At 68.9% G+C, this 14,658-nt stretch carries 18 protein-coding genes and 1 riboswitch; of the genes, 7 read left to right on the top strand and 11 right to left on the bottom strand.

Annotated features, from left to right (window positions below):
- Nucleotides 1–14: 14 nt before the first annotated feature.
- Both BJY22_RS06920 and BJY22_RS41445 read left to right on the top strand, forming a co-directional pair.
- Nucleotides 15–1,115: a DNA polymerase IV gene (locus BJY22_RS06920; RefSeq protein WP_167204514.1), complete on the top strand. Its 1,101-nt coding sequence runs from the start codon at nt 15–17 to the stop codon at nt 1,113–1,115.
- A gap of 32 nt (nt 1,116–1,147) precedes the next feature.
- The gene (locus tag BJY22_RS41445) at nt 1,148–2,353 is read left to right on the top strand and encodes a Fic family protein (RefSeq protein WP_202891019.1); all 1,206 of its coding nucleotides are present in this window, start codon (nt 1,148–1,150) and stop codon (nt 2,351–2,353) included.
- Nucleotides 2,354–2,363: 10 nt separating this feature from the next.
- On the opposite strand, the gene BJY22_RS06910 is transcribed toward BJY22_RS41445, so the two are convergent.
- Genes BJY22_RS06910 through BJY22_RS06900 form a run of 3 tightly spaced genes read right to left on the bottom strand, consistent with a single transcriptional unit; the run spans nt 2,364 to nt 5,318 of the window.
- Nucleotides 2,364–3,347, bottom strand: a complete 984-nt coding sequence (locus tag BJY22_RS06910; RefSeq protein WP_167204512.1) for a phosphotransferase family protein — start codon at nt 3,345–3,347, stop codon at nt 2,364–2,366.
- A gap of 26 nt (nt 3,348–3,373) precedes the next feature.
- Nucleotides 3,374–4,213: an amidohydrolase family protein gene (locus tag BJY22_RS06905; RefSeq protein WP_167204510.1), complete on the bottom strand. Its 840-nt coding sequence runs from the start codon at nt 4,211–4,213 to the stop codon at nt 3,374–3,376.
- Nucleotides 4,214–4,226: 13 nt separating this feature from the next.
- Entirely contained in the window at nt 4,227–5,318 is a 1,092-nt protein-coding gene (locus BJY22_RS06900; protein ID WP_337758303.1) for a mandelate racemase/muconate lactonizing enzyme family protein, read from the bottom strand.
- A gap of 116 nt (nt 5,319–5,434) precedes the next feature.
- Here BJY22_RS06900 and BJY22_RS06895 point away from each other — a divergent pair, with 116 nt between their 5' ends.
- Genes BJY22_RS06895 through BJY22_RS06880 form a run of 4 tightly spaced genes read left to right on the top strand, consistent with a single transcriptional unit; the run spans nt 5,435 to nt 8,060 of the window.
- The gene (locus tag BJY22_RS06895) at nt 5,435–6,139 is read left to right on the top strand and encodes an FCD domain-containing protein (protein ID WP_167204507.1); all 705 of its coding nucleotides are present in this window, start codon (nt 5,435–5,437) and stop codon (nt 6,137–6,139) included.
- Between the two features lie 19 nt (nt 6,140–6,158).
- Nucleotides 6,159–7,010: a fumarylacetoacetate hydrolase family protein gene (locus BJY22_RS06890; RefSeq protein ID WP_167204505.1), complete on the top strand. Its 852-nt coding sequence runs from the start codon at nt 6,159–6,161 to the stop codon at nt 7,008–7,010.
- A gap of 34 nt (nt 7,011–7,044) precedes the next feature.
- On the top strand, nt 7,045–7,641 hold the full coding sequence (locus tag BJY22_RS06885) for a methyltransferase domain-containing protein (RefSeq protein WP_167204503.1): 597 nt from the start codon (nt 7,045–7,047) through the stop codon (nt 7,639–7,641).
- A gap of 41 nt (nt 7,642–7,682) precedes the next feature.
- Nucleotides 7,683–8,060 carry a VOC family protein gene (locus tag BJY22_RS06880; RefSeq protein WP_167204501.1) on the top strand — a complete coding sequence of 126 codons (378 nt, stop codon included), beginning with the start codon at nt 7,683–7,685 and terminating at the stop codon, nt 8,058–8,060.
- A 3-nt stretch (nt 8,061–8,063) separates the two neighbouring features.
- On the opposite strand, the gene BJY22_RS06875 is transcribed toward BJY22_RS06880, so the two are convergent.
- The 6 genes from BJY22_RS06875 to BJY22_RS06850 form a co-directional block, all read right to left on the bottom strand.
- Nucleotides 8,064–8,450, bottom strand: coding sequence for a hypothetical protein (locus tag BJY22_RS06875; RefSeq protein ID WP_337758302.1), 387 nt, complete (start codon nt 8,448–8,450; stop codon nt 8,064–8,066).
- Nucleotides 8,451–8,506: 56 nt separating this feature from the next.
- Nucleotides 8,507–8,878, bottom strand: a complete 372-nt coding sequence (locus BJY22_RS06870; protein WP_167204499.1) for a hypothetical protein — start codon at nt 8,876–8,878, stop codon at nt 8,507–8,509.
- Nucleotides 8,875–9,963: an alpha/beta hydrolase gene (locus tag BJY22_RS06865; protein WP_167204497.1), complete on the bottom strand. Its 1,089-nt coding sequence runs from the start codon at nt 9,961–9,963 to the stop codon at nt 8,875–8,877. Before BJY22_RS06865 ends, BJY22_RS06870 begins: the two co-directional genes overlap by 4 nt.
- 64 nt (nt 9,964–10,027) lie before the next feature.
- Entirely contained in the window at nt 10,028–10,591 is a 564-nt protein-coding gene (locus BJY22_RS06860) for a histidine phosphatase family protein (RefSeq protein ID WP_337758300.1), read from the bottom strand.
- Entirely contained in the window at nt 10,588–11,328 is a 741-nt protein-coding gene (locus BJY22_RS06855) for a CbtA family protein (RefSeq protein ID WP_202891018.1), read from the bottom strand. The genes BJY22_RS06860 and BJY22_RS06855 overlap by 4 nt, the downstream gene beginning before the upstream one ends.
- A gap of 5 nt (nt 11,329–11,333) precedes the next feature.
- On the bottom strand, nt 11,334–11,531 hold the full coding sequence (locus BJY22_RS06850) for a CbtB domain-containing protein (protein WP_167204495.1): 198 nt from the start codon (nt 11,529–11,531) through the stop codon (nt 11,334–11,336).
- A 54-nt stretch (nt 11,532–11,585) separates the two neighbouring features.
- Nucleotides 11,586–11,659: riboswitch (adenosylcobalamin (AdoCbl) riboswitch) on the bottom strand.
- 596 nt (nt 11,660–12,255) lie between these two features.
- On the opposite strand from BJY22_RS06850, the gene BJY22_RS06845 reads away from it, so the two are divergent.
- Entirely contained in the window at nt 12,256–12,897 is a 642-nt protein-coding gene (locus BJY22_RS06845) for a LysE family translocator (RefSeq protein ID WP_167204493.1), read from the top strand.
- Here BJY22_RS06845 and BJY22_RS06840 read toward each other — a convergent pair.
- Together BJY22_RS06840 and BJY22_RS06835 are read right to left on the bottom strand one after the other, a co-directional pair.
- Entirely contained in the window at nt 12,887–14,251 is a 1,365-nt protein-coding gene (locus BJY22_RS06840) for an MFS transporter (RefSeq protein WP_167204491.1), read from the bottom strand. The genes BJY22_RS06845 and BJY22_RS06840 overlap by 11 nt on opposite strands.
- A gap of 38 nt (nt 14,252–14,289) precedes the next feature.
- A complete protein-coding gene (locus BJY22_RS06835; protein ID WP_167204489.1) occupies nt 14,290–14,655 on the bottom strand; it encodes a DUF1304 domain-containing protein in 366 nt (121 codons plus the stop codon).
- Nucleotides 14,656–14,658: the final 3 nt, after the last annotated feature.

The following is a 14,658-nucleotide window of genomic DNA, read 5'->3' as shown; positions in this document are numbered from 1 at the left end:
GTTACCTGTGACGTATGAGCTGGTGGGTCCTGCACGTGGACATGGATCAGTTCATCGCGGCCGTGGAGATCCGGCGCCGGCCTGAGCTGCGAGGGCTGCCTGTCGTGGTGGGTGGGTCCGGTGACCCGACCCGCTCACGGCAGGTGGTCGCCACGGCGTCGTACGAGGCGCGAGCGTACGGCGTACATTCCGGGATGCCGGTGCGGGCGGCGTACAAGAAGTGTCCTACCGCCGTCTTCCTGCCGTCGGATCCCGCGGCGTACGACGCGGCGTCGGCCGAGGTGATGGACACGCTGCGGTCGTTCCCGGTCGTGGTGGAGGTGTGGGGCTGGGACGAGTGCTTCGTCGGCGCGGAGACCGACGAGCCGGAGGCGCTGGCCGCCGAGCTCCGCGCCGCCGTCGAGTCCCGTACCGGGCTCACCTGCTCGGTCGGCATCGGCGACAACAAGACCCGCGCCAAGCTCGCCACGGGCTTCGCCAAGCACGAACGCTCCCACGCCGAGCCCTTCGAAGGCGCCGATCCCTTGGAAGGCGCCGGCCCCGCTGCCGGCATCTACCGGCTGACGGCGGACAACTGGCGCTCCGTCATGGACCACCGCCCCGTCCGCGACCTCTGGGGCATCGGCCCCCGCATGGAACGCAACCTCGACGAACTCGCCATCACCACGGTCGCCGAACTCGCCGCCGCCGACCTGGACGTGCTGAAGAAACGCTTCGGCCCGAAGATGGGCGCCTGGTACGCCGCCCTCGGCCGCGGCCTCGGCGACACCCAGGTCACCGACCTACCCCGCGAACCCGTCTCCCGCAGCCACGAGGAAACCTTCCCGGCCGACCTGGTCGAACGCCCCGACATCGAACGCGAACTCCACCGCATCGCCGTCGCCGTCACCCGGGAGGTCGTCGCCGAAGGCCGCACCATCCAACGCGTCTCGGTGAAGGTCCGCTTCATCAACTTCTACACCCCCATCAAGAGCCGCAAACTCCCCGAACCCACCCAGGACCCTGAACTCATCGCCACCACAGCCCTCACCATCCTGCAGAAATTCACCCTCAACCGCCCCATCCGCCTCCTCGGCGTCCGCGTCGAGTTCGTCACGGAGCAGGCTGTTAAATAACCTTACTGGCATAAAGTTATACAGTGGACAGCGTGAACCAACCCGGAGATGCTCAGCTCGCGGTCGCTTGGGAGCGCTGTGACTGGAACGAGCGCGAGACTCCCATGTCCCGTCGTGAGCGGGAAGCGTCCAGAGGGCCGTACCTTGCCTCCGTCCCGCCGGCGATCTCGGGCATGGCTTTCGACATCCCTTCCGACGTTGCCGCGGAAGCCGAGGATGCGTTGGTCGAGATCTCCCGCTTCGACGCCGAATTGGCCGCGTCGCTCCCGCGAGCCGATGGCGAGCTCGCGCCACTCGCCGTCGTCCTGCTACGCACCGAGTCGGCCTCCTCCTCGCAGATCGAAGGCGTCACCGCCGGGGCGAAAGCACTGGCGATCGCGACACTGAACGAATCCTCAGGCCAGAACGCCAGGATGGTCGCCGCCAACGTCGAAGCCATGCAGCAGGCGATCGACCTGGCCGATGACCTCAGTACTGACTCGATCCTGGCTGCGCACCGCGCCCTGATGCACGGCCAGATCCATGCCCACCCCGGCCGGTTCCGGGACGAACAGGTTTGGATCGGGGGCGGATCGACTCCGCACACTGCCACGTTCGTCCCACCCAGGCACGCTCGGGTTCCCGCGCTGATGGAGGACCTGGTCACCTTTTGCCGGCGAACCGACATGCCGGTCCTCAGCCAGGTCTCCATCGCCCACGCCCAGTTCGAGACCATCCATCCGTTCAACGACGGAAACGGGCGCACCGGCCGGACACTGGTGCACGCGATGCTGCGTCGAGCCGGCGTCACCCGGCGTCTGACGGTCCCGGTATCGGCCGGTCTGCTCATCGATACCGAGGCGTACTTCGCCGCGCTGGGCTCGTACCGCGACGGTGACCCGACACCGATCATCTTGCAGTTCAGCCGTGCCTCGTTCACCGCTGTCGGCAACGGCCGGCGACTGGTCGACGACCTCACCGGGATCTACGCCGAGTGGCAGGACACCCTACCGTCGCGGAAGGGGTCGGCGGCGCGGCGGCTCCTGCCACACCTGCTCAGCCAGCCTGCAGTTACCGTCAAGCACATCCAGCAGTATCTCGACGTCTCACAGCCCGCTGCACAGCGCGCGGTAGATCAACTCGTCGAGATGGCAATCCTGAAGCAGGTCTCGACGGGTAAGCGCGACCGGGCGTGGATTGCACGCGATGTGATCAACGCCCTCGACCAATTCGCGACCCGCGCCGGCCGCCGCGCCTGACCATGCCGACTCACGTGAGCTCAACGAGGACCTCAGCCATCGCGGCGTAGCTTTCGTGGACTGCTTCGGGCTTGGCGAGGCGGTGGCGCTCGAGGCGGATCGCTGCGAGATGCCGGGCTTCGTAGATCGCCGACCGCCACGTCGCGGCGGGTGATCGGTCCAGAACGCCGTACGACTCCCAGAAGGCCTCCCGTTCGTCGTCCTTCGCCTGCGCCATCCGGATCGTCCAGTCCGCCGCGGGATCGCCGAACTCGGTCCGGTCGAAGTCGAGCACTCCGGAGATCCGCGGCACAGGTGCGTCGGCGTCCAGCAGGCAGTTCACAGTCCACAGATCACCCGTCAGGAGTCGCGGCTCCTGCACCTCGTCCAGCGTCGCGCGTCCCCCGGCCGCGAGCGCGGCAGCCTTTCGTACGTCGGCGGCGTCGAGATCCGCCTGCTCCAGGTCCTCGGCGATCTGTGTGAGCGATGCGATCACGACCTCGCTCCAGGAGGCGTACGGCGGCCCGGCCACGCGACCGAAGTACGGCCCGCGTACGTCGTGCACGGTTCGGGCGATCGCGCCGAGCTGCCGGAAGAACGTCGTACGCCCGGACCGCGGATACTGCCCGAGCTGCTTCGGCGCCGGAATACCCGGCAGACAGCTCTGGATCATCCAGTCCCGGTCCACGACGTCATGCGACCAGTCCACAGCCAGCACTCGGGGCATCAACGGCGCGATCACCGCCAACCAAGGCAGGCTGGCGTACTCGTTCCGCATCAGGTGCAGCTCTGACCCGAACTGCGCCTGGTCCTCCGGCGCGACCCTCAGAACCACCGGTTCAGGACGCCCAGCCAGCTCGATCCGGTAGACGCTGTTGTACATCCCGTACCCCAGCTCGACGGCTGCCAGTGGCTTCACCGCTCCGAATGCGCGGTGGCAAACGGCCTCGATCTCCTCCGCCGTCAGCGACTGCTGGAACTCCCCCGCACCCCGTTCCACGACGTGAAGCTTCATTGCCCCATCCCAGCATGTGCCGGGTATTACAGGTTGTAGGTGTGGGTTGCGGTTGTGGTGAAGACGGCGTGCCGTTCGGTTGGGGACAGTGCGGAGGTGAGGGTTTCGGCGGTTTCTGCTACCTCGGCGTAGGTGGCGGCGAGGAGGCAGACGGGCCAGTCGGAGCCGAACATGACTCGGTCCGCGCCGAAGGCTTCCAGGACCACATCGGCGTACGGCTGGAGGTCTGTGGGTTTCCAGGTGTGCCAGGGGGCCTCGGTGACCATGCCGGAGAGTTTGCAGGTGACGTTGGGGAGGGCTGCCAGTTCTCGGAGTTGGGTGGCCCACGGGTCCAGGGGCTCGCCGATTGCGGGCTTCGAGATGTGGTCGACTGCGAAGGTCAGTTGTGGGAGGTTGCGGGCGGTCTGGACTGCGGCGGGGAGGTTCGGTGGCTTGGTGAGGAGGTCGTAGACGAGGCCGGCGTCGGCGACAGCGGCGAGGCCGCGTTGTACGTCGGGGCGCAGCAGCCAGTCGGTGTCCGGCTCGTCGTGGACCTGGTGGCGAATCCCCTTCAGATACGAGCCGTCCGGCCGTGCCAGCAGACCTGCCAGCTGGTCGGCGACGTCGTCCGCGGTCAGGTCGACCCACCCGACCACACCGGCGACCAGGTCGTTGCCGGCAGCAAGCTCCAGGAACTCGACCGTCTCCTCGACCAGCCCGACGGTCTGCACCACCACGGTCGACGTGATGTCGGCAGCGGCGGCCAGTGGCGCCAGGTCGTCGATCGTGAAGGTCTGCCGGATCGGGTCCATCTCGGGTCCGGCCATCCAGCTCTGTTCGCGGACGGTCAGGTCCCACACATGGTGGTGGGCGTCGACTCTGCTCATGCTCAGACCTTCCTCATCCGACCCGGCGGTCGTCGATGGCGTCCTGGTTCCAGTCGATTCCGAGACCGGGTGTGTCCGGAGCGACCGCGTGCCCGTCGACGATATCCATCTCACTCGACGTGATCGCGCGCAACTGCGGGATGTGTTCGACGTACCGGCCGTTGGGTACGGCCGCCGTCAGGCTGACATGCAACTCCATCAGGAAGTGCGGACACACCTCCAGGTTGAACGTCTCCGCCAGATGCGCCACCTTCAGCCACGGCGTGATCCCGCCGATCCGCGCCACGTCCACCTGGACGATGCCGGCCCCGCCCGCGGCGGCGTACTCCCGGAACTGCGAAACGGAGTACAACGACTCCCCCACCGCGATCGGGATCGACGTGGACTCCGCGAGCCGCACATGCCCGGTCACGTCGTCGGCCGGCAACGGCTCCTCGAACCACGACAGGTCCACCGACTCGAAAGCAGCGGCCCGGCGACGAGCCTCCGGGTACGTCATCGACTGGTTCGCGTCGACCATGATGTCCATCGAGGGTCCGACCGCGTCCCGGACGGCGCGCAGGCGCTCGAGATCCTCGTGCATGCGGGGCTTGCCGACCTTGAGCTTCACGCCCGGCCAGCCGGCCTTCTGCGACGCCAACGCCCCCGCGACGAGCTCGTCGGTTGTCAGATGCAACCAACCGCCCTCGGTGTCGTACAGCGGCACGCGCTGCCGGTAGCCACCAGCCAACCGCCACAACGGCTCGCCGGCCCTGAGACACCGCAGGTCCCACAGCGCGGTGTCGACCGCGGCGAGGGCCAGTGAGGTGATCGCGCCCACGGTCGTCGCGTGGGTGGACCAGAACAGGTCCGACCAGAGGGCCTCGACGTTCCGCGCGTCCGCCCCGACCAGGCGCGGCAGCAGGTGGTCCCGCAACAGCGCGAGTACGGCGGTCCCGCCGGTCCCGATCGTGTACGAGTAGCCGAGCCCGGTCAGCCCGTCCGCCGTGACCAGCGAGACGAAGATCGTCTCCTGCTTGAGAAACGCCTGGACGGCGTCCGTCCGGACGGTCTCCACCTCGAGGTCGACCAGGAACGCCTCGGCCCGGACGATCGCCGTACTCACCATTGTCTCCCAAGATCCTATAGGATATTGCGCATCCCGATGCTCCCGCTTCACACTGGACGCGTCAAGACGGACCGCGAGTCGGGCAGAATGGCTTCCTCTGGGAGGAGCGACAGGTGACGGATGCGCATGCGGGTCTGGCCGGGCAGCTCACCCGCCTGCCCCAGCGACAGGTGCTGAGCGACGACGTCTACGAGACGGTCAAGGGCCTGATCATGGACAGCGTGGTCGAGCCGGGCACGCGGCTGAACATCGACGCGCTGACCCGTGAACTGGGCATTTCGCAGACCCCGATCCGGGAGTCGCTGGCCCGGCTGGAGTCCGACGGCCTGGTGATCAAGGAGCCGCTGCGCGGGTACCGGGTGTCGTCGCGGCTGACCCGCGAGGAGTTCGAGGACCTCTTCGAGTACCGGCTGCACATCGAGCCGTGGGCGGCCGGGCGTGCCGCGGAGCGGGCGGGCGCCGAGGATCTCGCCCGGCTCAAGTCCGAGATGCTCAGCTACACCGACGTACCGGACCGCCCGTCGTACGAGAGCTACCGGGCGATGGCCGCGCACGACCAGCGGTTCCACGACCTGGTGCTGGAGCTGTCCGGCAACGAGACCGCCCGGCTGTCCTTCCAGCGGACACACTGCCACCTGCACCTGTTCCGGCTGTACTACGGTGGCGGCATCGCGACGAAGGCGTTGCGAGAGCACAAGGCTGTGGTGACCGCCGTCCGCAAGGGCGAACCGGAGGACGCGATCGCGGCGATGCGGTCGCATATCGAGGCTTCCCGCGAGCGCCTGCGGCCGATGTTCGACGCTGCCAACAAGGACTGACCGACGCAGGGAGACATCTGTGGAACTGCTCCGCCTCGGGGCAGTCGGCGAGGAGCGCCCGTACGTGCGCGCCGCCGACGGCACCGTTCACGACCTCAGCCCGCTGACCGCCGACATCGACGGGCCGTTCCTCGCCGGTGACGGTATCGCCCGGACCCGCGCCGCGCTGGCCGCCGGCGAGCTGCCCGTCGCCGGCGCCGAGGGCCTGCGGGTCGGCGCGCCGGTCGCCCGGCCGGGCGCGGTCGTCTGCATCGGCCAGAACTACGCGGCCCACGCCGCCGAGTCCGGGGCCGAGCCGCCGAAGCAGCCGATCGTGTTCTTCAAGCACCCGAACACCGTCGTCGGTCCGTACGACGAGGTGCTCGTGCCGCGCGGCTCGACGAGGACCGACTGGGAGGTCGAACTCGCGGTCGTGATCGGCAAGCAGGCGCGGTACGTCGACACCGACGAGGACGCGCTGGCCTGCATCGCGGGGTACGCCGTCTCGAACGACGTGTCCGAGCGGGCGTTCCAGATCGAGGTGTCCGGCGGCCAGTGGTCGAAGGGGAAGTGCTGCGAGACGTTCAACCCGCTCGGTCCCGCGCTCGTCCCCGCGGACGAGATCGAGGACGTACAGAACCTGCGCCTGAAGTCGTGGGTGAACGGCGAGCCGCGGCAGGACTCGACCACGCAGGACATGATCTTCTCGGTGGCGGCGCTGATCCGCGACCTGTCGCAGTACATGGTGCTGAGCCCGGGTGACATCGTGAACACGGGAACGCCGGAGGGCGTCGCGCTGTCGGGCCGGTTCCCGTACCTGTCGCCGGGCGACACGATGGAGCTGGAGATCGAGGGCCTCGGCCGCCAGAAGCAGTCCCTCGGCAAGGCCTGAGAAACTGTCCCCGGCCGGCTCTAGAGTCGGCCGGGTGACCGATTACCTCGCCGATATCAGGGCCTCGTACGACAACGTCGCGGTTTCGTACGCCGAGCGCGTGGTGGACGGCGCCGACGGGGAGGACGCCGCCTTCGACCTGCTCACCCAACTGGTCCCTCCGGCGGGTCCCGTCCTGGATGTCGGCTGCGGACCGGGGCGGACGACCGCTCTGCTGGCCGCGCGCGGTCTGCGGGTCGTCGGGATCGACCTCTCCCCCGGGATGATCGAGGTCGCCCGCCGCGACCACCCGGACCTCGACTTCCGCGTGAGTTCGATGACCGCGCTCGACGTACCGGACGGCTCGGTCGCGGGCATCGTGTCGTGGTGGTCGATCATCCACCTGCCGCGCGACGTCGTACCGCAGGCGTTCGCCGAGTTCCACCGGGTGCTCGCCGCAGGCGGCGTACTCCTGATCGGCTTCCACGTCGGCACCGAGAGCACGCACAAGACGTCCGGGTACGGCGGTCATCCGATGAACGTCCACGTCCATCGCTGGACTGCGCCCGGGCTCACCGACATCGCGGTCGCGGCGGGCTTCACGCCGTACCCCTCGGAGCTGCCCGAGGACCGGCTGCTGTTCCGCAGGTAATCGCGAGGACGGTCAGCCGGATCCGCACGTAACCTCGGCGCATGACTTCTCGCGTGCGAACGGTGACGTTCGATGCCCACGACCCGTACGAGATCGCCGGCTTCTGGCTGCAGGTCCTGAAGGCCGAGCGCCCCGACGACGACCAGCCCGGCGACCCGTACGCCGCCGTCAACACCGACGGCCTGACGATCCTTTTCGAGCAGAACAACGACGAGAAGACCGTCAAGAACCGCGCCCACCTCGACCTCGAACCCGACGGTCCCCGCGACGAGGAGGTCGCCTGGCTCCTCACCCTCGGCGCCACCGTCGCCCACGACCACCGCAACCCGGACGGCACCGGCTGGGTCGTGATGCAGGACCCCGAAGGCAACGAGTTCTGCGTGCTCCGCAGCGCTGCGGAGCGCGCCGCGACCGGCTGAGACTTACAGATCCTCGACGTACGGGGTCTGACCGGTGAAGGTGAGGTGCCAGTCGGTGCTGCGGGCGGTGACGGTGAGGTCGTAGCCCTCGCGGCGGGCGACCAGTTCGTGGCAGTCGCCGGCGACCTCGGAGATGGTGACCTTCCAGCCACGGGATTCGAGCGTCTCCGCGGCGAACCCGATCTGGGCCTCGGGATCGGGAGCGGTGGTCGGGTCGCCGCTCTCGACCGTGATCGTGCAGACGGACTCCGCGCCCCGGTCGCCGGACAGGGCGCCCTGGTCGACGGGACCGACGTCCTGGGTCACCGTCGGCGTCTGGTCGGGTACGACGGTGGCTGCCACCGCGAGGAGTTCCGAGCGGAGGTAGTTGCGCGCTTCGGTCAAGGTCACGCTTCCGTGATACACCGTGCGGCCAAGCCCCGCGAGGACACGCCGTACATCTGTCGTCAAGAAACGACAGGAGTCTCCCCGGTGAACGTTATCCGCCAGTCCGCCGACCACGCGTGGACCGCCACCTCGAACCCGGCCCGGGAGGCGGCGACCCGGTAGTGACCGCTCTCCGGTGGTGCGACGTCCGCGGTCCAGCCGCGCGCCCGCAGCGCCCCGGCCGCGGCCTCGACTGCGGCGGCCGGATCCGGGGACCGGGGGTTACCGGTCTCGACGGTCACCCGGCAGACGGTGGCCGATCCACGGCCGTCGAACAGTACGCCGGGATTCACCGGTCCCGGGTCATGCGTGACGACCGGCCGCTGATCCGGTACGACGGCTTCCGCCACCGCCAACAGCTCGCTCCGCAGGAACTCCCGCCCGTCCGTCATCGCCGCCGCCCTTCCGACCGACTGATCCGGTCCGCGCCGTTCGCGCGGTTCGCCGCGATCTGCGCGGCGGAGGCCGACGCCCTCGAGGGTTTGGTGAGGGCCGCGACTCCCGCCGAGGCCAGCCGGACGACACGGTTCAGCGGATCGCCCCACGACGTACCGAGGACGAGCTTGGTCTCCTCGGCCCTACTCGTCTTCGTGGTCGTGATGCTGGTCAGGTCGCCGCGGACCACCCGTCCGATGTTGCGCAGCGCCTCGCTGTTCAGGCGGTAGTACTCGTCGTGCCACTGCACAGGTGCCGCGTCGTTCCCGCTCGGATCGCTCGTCGCCATCCGGACCGCGTCCGGGAAGGTCGCCGGGTCCGTTCCGTGCCATTCGGTGTACGACACGTAGTCCCCGGGCGCGCGTTCGGTGTACAGCCGGGTCTCCGGATGCATGAAGTCGGCGGCCTCGTCGATGTCCTTCGCGAGGCCCGGAGAGCCCGTCATCACCACCCTGTCCGGCCGGGCGCCTGCCAGCAACGCCTGAGCCGCGACATCGGTGCCGTACGAGTGCGCGACCACGGTGACGTCGGCATCGTCCGCCTTCAGGTCGTCGAGTTCGCCCAGGAACTCCGCGAGCCTGGGCCCGCCCTCGATCGCCGCCTCCAGCCGGGCAGCCTCGAGAACGTTCTGTGGACAGTCGTAGTCGAGCCACACGACGACCGCCGTACCGGGACCGGCCTCCGCCCGGACCAGGTCACCGCGGTCCGCCAGCCCGCGGGCCGTGTCCAGACTGTTGCCCGTCCCAGGCACCAGTACGGCCACGTGCTGTGCCTGCTGGAGGTCACCGAGGACCTCGACCGCGCGCCCCTGTCCCTCCGGATCGACCTTGAGGAACTGCCGCGGCCGCTCCACCTCGGTGACGTTGCCGTCGGCATCGACAGCGGTCGTCTTGACCGGTGTGAGCAGCTCCTTGACGGTGTCCAGCCGCGTCCGCTGGTCGTTGGTCGCCGTACCCGCGTCGACCGCGGCCTGCAGGCGGTCACGGGCAGCGACGAGCACCTGATGACTCGCGCGGAACTGTTCGGCCAGTTCATCGGACATCGCGACTCCCCGTGACAACCGACCCCGTGGGCGTGAGACCGGACGAGTCGCAGTTTGTCAGGTCCTAAGGTCTGATGGCCAGGGACCAGTTGCCGCTGTGGTGCGAGAGGTTGACCACGGCCAGTGGGCGTACGTCGATGTGCCGGAGCGACTCGGCCGGCGCGTCGACGACGTACAGGACGATCGCGCGGACGACCGCCGGGTGGACGATCGCCAGCGCCGAACCGGGTTCCCGCTCGGCGACGTCCCCCAGCCAGTCGGCGACCCGGGCGAGGACGTCGTTCTCGGTCTCGCCGCCGGGCGTCGCGGTGTGCGGGCGCTCGAGCCAGGCGGACACGGCTTGTGGATCGGAGGCGAGCAACTCCTCCAGCCCGCGACCGGTCCACTCGCCGTACCCGCGGTCCCGCAGCGCGGGCTCGACCACCGGGTCGTCGTACCCGAGCGCGGCAGCTGTCCGTACGGCGGCCCGCTCCGGCCCGGCGTACACGACGTCGGCCGAGAACTTCAGCTCGCGCGCCGCCTCGACACTCGCCGGATCCGGCTCGGCGTCACCACCGAGCACGAGTCCGCGCAACGCGGGCGTCAAGGCGTGCGCGAGCAGGGTCAGCGACGTGTTCCGCACCGTCACGCGGCAGCCACCTTCGATCGGATCGGCCGGCGATCCACCGCGACGGCGTACCCGAATCCGATCAGGAGCCACAGCGTCGCCTGCGTACCGAGCGAGGCGAACCGGAACTGCCACAGCAGCGTAGCGGGGAACGACTCCGGAACCTCGTTGATCCCGGGCAGGATCAGGTACGCCGCCACCACGGTGCCGACCAGTCCGGCGACACCACCGGCGAGGCGGGCGACATCGCCGTACCGCGCCGCCCATCGGGACAGCGCGACGCCTGCCCAGACCGCGAGCAGTCCGATCACGAGCGTGAGCAGGTAGGTGACGGTCCGCCGGGTGATCGTGTCCGGATCACCGACCGCGGGCGGATTCGGCGGGTACTTGAGGAACGGGACGACCACGATGCCGACGAAGCCCGCCGCGGCGAGTCCGAGCGCGGCGTACGCGTCGTTCCCGGTCCGGAGCTTGCGGCGCAGCAGCGTGAACGCGACCGCGAACAGTCCGCCGAGCGCGACGCCGTACAGGCTGGTGGCGAGGAACAGACCGGCCCGCTGGCCGTCACGGCTGACGAGCGGGTCCTCGTGGTGGTCTTCTTCATGAGCATGGGTGTGCGCGTGAGCGCCGGCCTCTTCGATCGCGATCGACGCGTCGATACGCGGCTCGCCCGTCACATAGGCGAAGGTTCCGGCCAGCAGGCCGGCGAAGAGTCCGACGATCAGTCCGCGCACCAGGAGCGATCCGAAGGTGCGCATCTGATCTAGTGGCAGGGCACGCCGAGTAGATGGCGTCCGTCGTGCATCAGTTCGTGCAGGAACATCCCCGACTGGGACACCGCACCTTGGTCGAACCCGACCAGATACGCGAGCAGGAGCATCAAACCGACGCTGAGCAGCGCGACGGAGAGAAGCTTGGGCGAGAGAGCCGGTACGGCGACCGACCGGGCAGGAGCTGCCATCTGAACTGAACCTCCTGGGGAAGTGCGCGTCCCCTTAGAAAGGCTGCTGGTACCCGAGCGTCCTGACTTACGAGCCGAAACTCGATCACAGTGGCGCGGCCGTGCCGGATTCCCACCGGCTTCCCTCGTGGCACCGCAGGTTGACCCTCGAACCGTAGAGCCCCACCCAACCCCCGGTCAACGCACCCCGGCGCGCCGGTGACCAATCCCACCCACACCCGGGACGGAGAGACTGACTGGGTTGTGGAGAAACGGGATGTGGGTAGGTGGAGGGTTGGGATGTGGTCAGCCCACGCATGCTTCGCAGGTGCTTCCTTTGTCGCGAAGCTCCTCAGCGCACCTGCTCCGCGCGCTCCCACCCGCCCCCCGCTTAGCGCTGTCTTTCTAGTTTCCGGCTGACGCCGGGAGTTGCCGGCTGCCGCCGACGACCTGCGAGCTGCCGCTCGCGTGCGACGGCTAGGCCGGTGCTCTTCGAAGAGCCGACTGACATGACGGGGCATGCGCCGCGGCACACCGCAACCGAAGTGCCGCGCGAGGGGACCGGACGATGGAACGAACCCTGAGCACGTGTACGGCACGGTCCCAAGCACGTTCGTCGTCCGCCGACCGCGGCTGCCCTGAGGCCCTGAGGCCACCAACACAAGACCGTCTCCTGCCGGTCGAAAGTCGCGTTCACCCAGCCAGCACGCGTGGCTGATCCGCGACTTCCGATTAGTCTTGGGAGATGCCGTCCGGTCAGCATTTGTTTGCGTTTGCGATTACTGCGTTCGTCATCATCGTCATCCCGGGGCCGAGTGTGTTGTTCATCGTGGGGCGCGCGTTGGCGGTTGGGCGGCGGGAGGCGGTGTTGACGATGGTCGGGAACACGCTTGGCGCGGCGGTGATGCTGGTGCTGATCGCGCTCGGGCTGGGGACCTTGATCGCGGCGAGTGCGGTCGCGTTGACCGTGGTGAAGCTTGCCGGTGCGGCGTACCTGATCTATCTCGGTGTCCACGCGTTCCGCTCGCGGAAGTCGCTGGCCGCGGCGCTGGCCGGTGGGGTGAAGCCGTCGAGCGGGCGGAGGACGGTGCGGCAGGGGTTCCTGGTCGGGGTGACCAATGCGAAGACCGCGGTGTTCTTCGCGGCCGCGCTGCCGCAGTTCGTGGACAAGGGCGCGAGCAGCCCGGCGTGGGTGCAGATCCTGCTGCTCGGGCTGATCTTCATCCTGATCGCGCTCTGCTCGGACAGCGTCTGGGCGTTCGTGGCCGGTACGGCGCGCGAGTGGTTCGCCCGCTCGCCGCGTCGGCTCGAACTGGTCGGTGGCACCGGCGGCCTGATGATCATCGGCCTCGGTGCCAGCATCGCGGTGACCGGCTCTAAGGAGTAGCGGTACGGCGGCCCGCCGGGACGCCGAGCAGCGCGAGCAGAGCCGGAAGACCGAACGCGACGAGGTACGCCGTCACCGCGGAATGCGGCTCCATCGCCGCAAACAGCGATCCGCCCACCGCCAAGATCGTTGCGGTCGACAACGAGTCGCTCAGCTGCAGCGCCGAACTGTTGGCGCCCTGCTCGTCGCGCTCGGAGTACTCCAGGACCAGCACCGACAGGGTCGGGAACACAGTCCCCATACCGAGTCCGGTCAGGCTCCAGCCGATGATGCCGACGACCACAGGGACGTCCGGGTTGAGCGTCAGAGCCGCCGTGATGATCCCGAGCAGGATCGCGAGCATGCCGGCCTGCAGGAAGACCGCGTGCGAGAACGGCTGGTTCGGCCGTCCGCGGTACCAGGACGCCGCCGACCAGCTCAGTGCGCTGACCGTCAGCACGAGTCCGGCGAGCGCGGGCGACAGGCCGCGTTCGCGGGCCAGCATCAGCGGCAGGAACACTTCGGCGCCGAACCCGGCCGCCGCGACCAGACCGCGCAGCGCGATCACCGACGGCAACCCGCGCCCGAAAGCGAACGTCCCCGACGGCAGCAACCGCGGCCCGAAGGCAATCACACCGGCCAGACCGATCACGAGCAGCACTATCTGTACGACGCCGCGCTGCTGCCCGCCGTAGTGCAGCAGACCGACACCGACCGCGGCCGCGACCGCCCACAGCGCCCTCTTGTCCCACATGCGCCCCGGCCGGACGTCGTACGCACTCCCCCGCGCCAGCCCCGGCCGCATCACGAGCGCCGCCGGAACCGCGATCACCGGTACGGCGAGGAACACGAGCCGCCAACTGGTGTGTTCGACGATCAGTCCCGCGATCGCCGGACCGACGAGCGACGGTACGACCCAACCGGTCGCGAACGCGGCGAAGATCCGCGGGCGCAGGCGCGCCGGGTACAGCTGACCCACCACGACGTACAGCGCGACCGTGAGCAGACCCGATCCGAAGCCCTGGATGATCCGGCCCGCGACGAGAACCTCCATCGACGGCGCCAGCCCCGCGATCAGCAGGCCCGCCAGGAACCACGCCGTACCGTGCCAGAGCGGACGGGTCGGGCCCTTCAGGTCACTCCAGGTGCCGGAGACGACCATCGCGACCACACCGGACGCGAGCGGACCGCCGAACGCGAGTGCGTACAGGTTCAGGCCGTCGAGGGACTGTGCGACGGTCGGCATCGCGGTCGCGACCGCCAGCGACTCGAACGCGACCAGGGTGATCAGCGCGACCATCCCGACGGTCAACGCGCGGTACTGCGGGGAGAGGACGCCGCCTGTCTCAGTGGTCGGCTCGGCCAGGGTTGTCATGCCGAGAACCTTCGGCCCTCAAGTGCACTTTAAGTCAACTACAGAACTGCGGCGAGGACGAGTGCGGCGATCGGCGGCAGCGCCTGGGAGGCGGCCGCTCGGAGCATCCGGCGGTCGGAAGCAACGAGTACGACGCCGGCGCCCGCCATGCACGCGCAGGCAAAGAGCGCGATGGCATGCCCCTTGTCGCCGCCCCAGATCAGGCCGCCGAGCGCGCCGATCGCGAGGAACAGGTTGTAGAAGCCCTGGTTGAACGCCCACGGCCGCACCGCGTCCACCGCGGCGTCCTTCACCAGGAACTGGCGGTAGGTGCTCGGCTTGCGGAACAGCACGCTCTCCATGGCGAACACGGCGACATGGAACACACCCGCGACGACGACGAAGACCTGCGCGATGGCACTCATGGC

The organism is Kribbella shirazensis (assembly GCF_011761605.1).
Classification (GTDB): Bacteria; Actinomycetota; Actinomycetes; order Propionibacteriales; family Kribbellaceae; genus Kribbella; species Kribbella shirazensis.
The sequence above is the reverse complement of the archived record's forward strand: the minus strand, read 5'-3'. Positions and strand labels throughout refer to the sequence as shown.

Excerpts from the sequence above, each read along its gene's own strand:
- BJY22_RS06865 (WP_167204497.1), bottom strand. The coding sequence starts at position 9,963 with ATGTCCGATGAACTGGCCGAACAGTTCCGCGCGAGTCATCAGGTGCTC.
- BJY22_RS06910 (WP_167204512.1), bottom strand. The coding sequence starts at position 3,347 with ATGAAGCTTCACGTCGTGGAACGGGGTGCGGGGGAGTTCCAGCAGTCG.
- BJY22_RS06850 (WP_167204495.1), bottom strand. The coding sequence starts at position 11,531 with ATGGCAGCTCCTGCCCGGTCGGTCGCCGTACCGGCTCTCTCGCCCAAG.
- BJY22_RS06855 (WP_202891018.1), bottom strand. The coding sequence starts at position 11,328 with ATGCGCACCTTCGGATCGCTCCTGGTGCGCGGACTGATCGTCGGACTC.
- BJY22_RS06920 (WP_167204514.1), top strand. The coding sequence starts at position 15 with ATGAGCTGGTGGGTCCTGCACGTGGACATGGATCAGTTCATCGCGGCC.
- BJY22_RS06870 (WP_167204499.1), bottom strand. The coding sequence starts at position 8,878 with ATGACGGACGGGCGGGAGTTCCTGCGGAGCGAGCTGTTGGCGGTGGCG.
- BJY22_RS06845 (WP_167204493.1), top strand. The coding sequence starts at position 12,256 with ATGCCGTCCGGTCAGCATTTGTTTGCGTTTGCGATTACTGCGTTCGTC.
- BJY22_RS06905 (WP_167204510.1), bottom strand. The coding sequence starts at position 4,213 with ATGAGCAGAGTCGACGCCCACCACCATGTGTGGGACCTGACCGTCCGC.
- BJY22_RS06840 (WP_167204491.1), bottom strand. The coding sequence starts at position 14,251 with ATGACAACCCTGGCCGAGCCGACCACTGAGACAGGCGGCGTCCTCTCC.
- BJY22_RS06835 (WP_167204489.1), bottom strand. The coding sequence starts at position 14,655 with ATGAGTGCCATCGCGCAGGTCTTCGTCGTCGTCGCGGGTGTGTTCCAT.
- BJY22_RS06880 (WP_167204501.1), top strand. The coding sequence starts at position 7,683 with ATGACTTCTCGCGTGCGAACGGTGACGTTCGATGCCCACGACCCGTAC.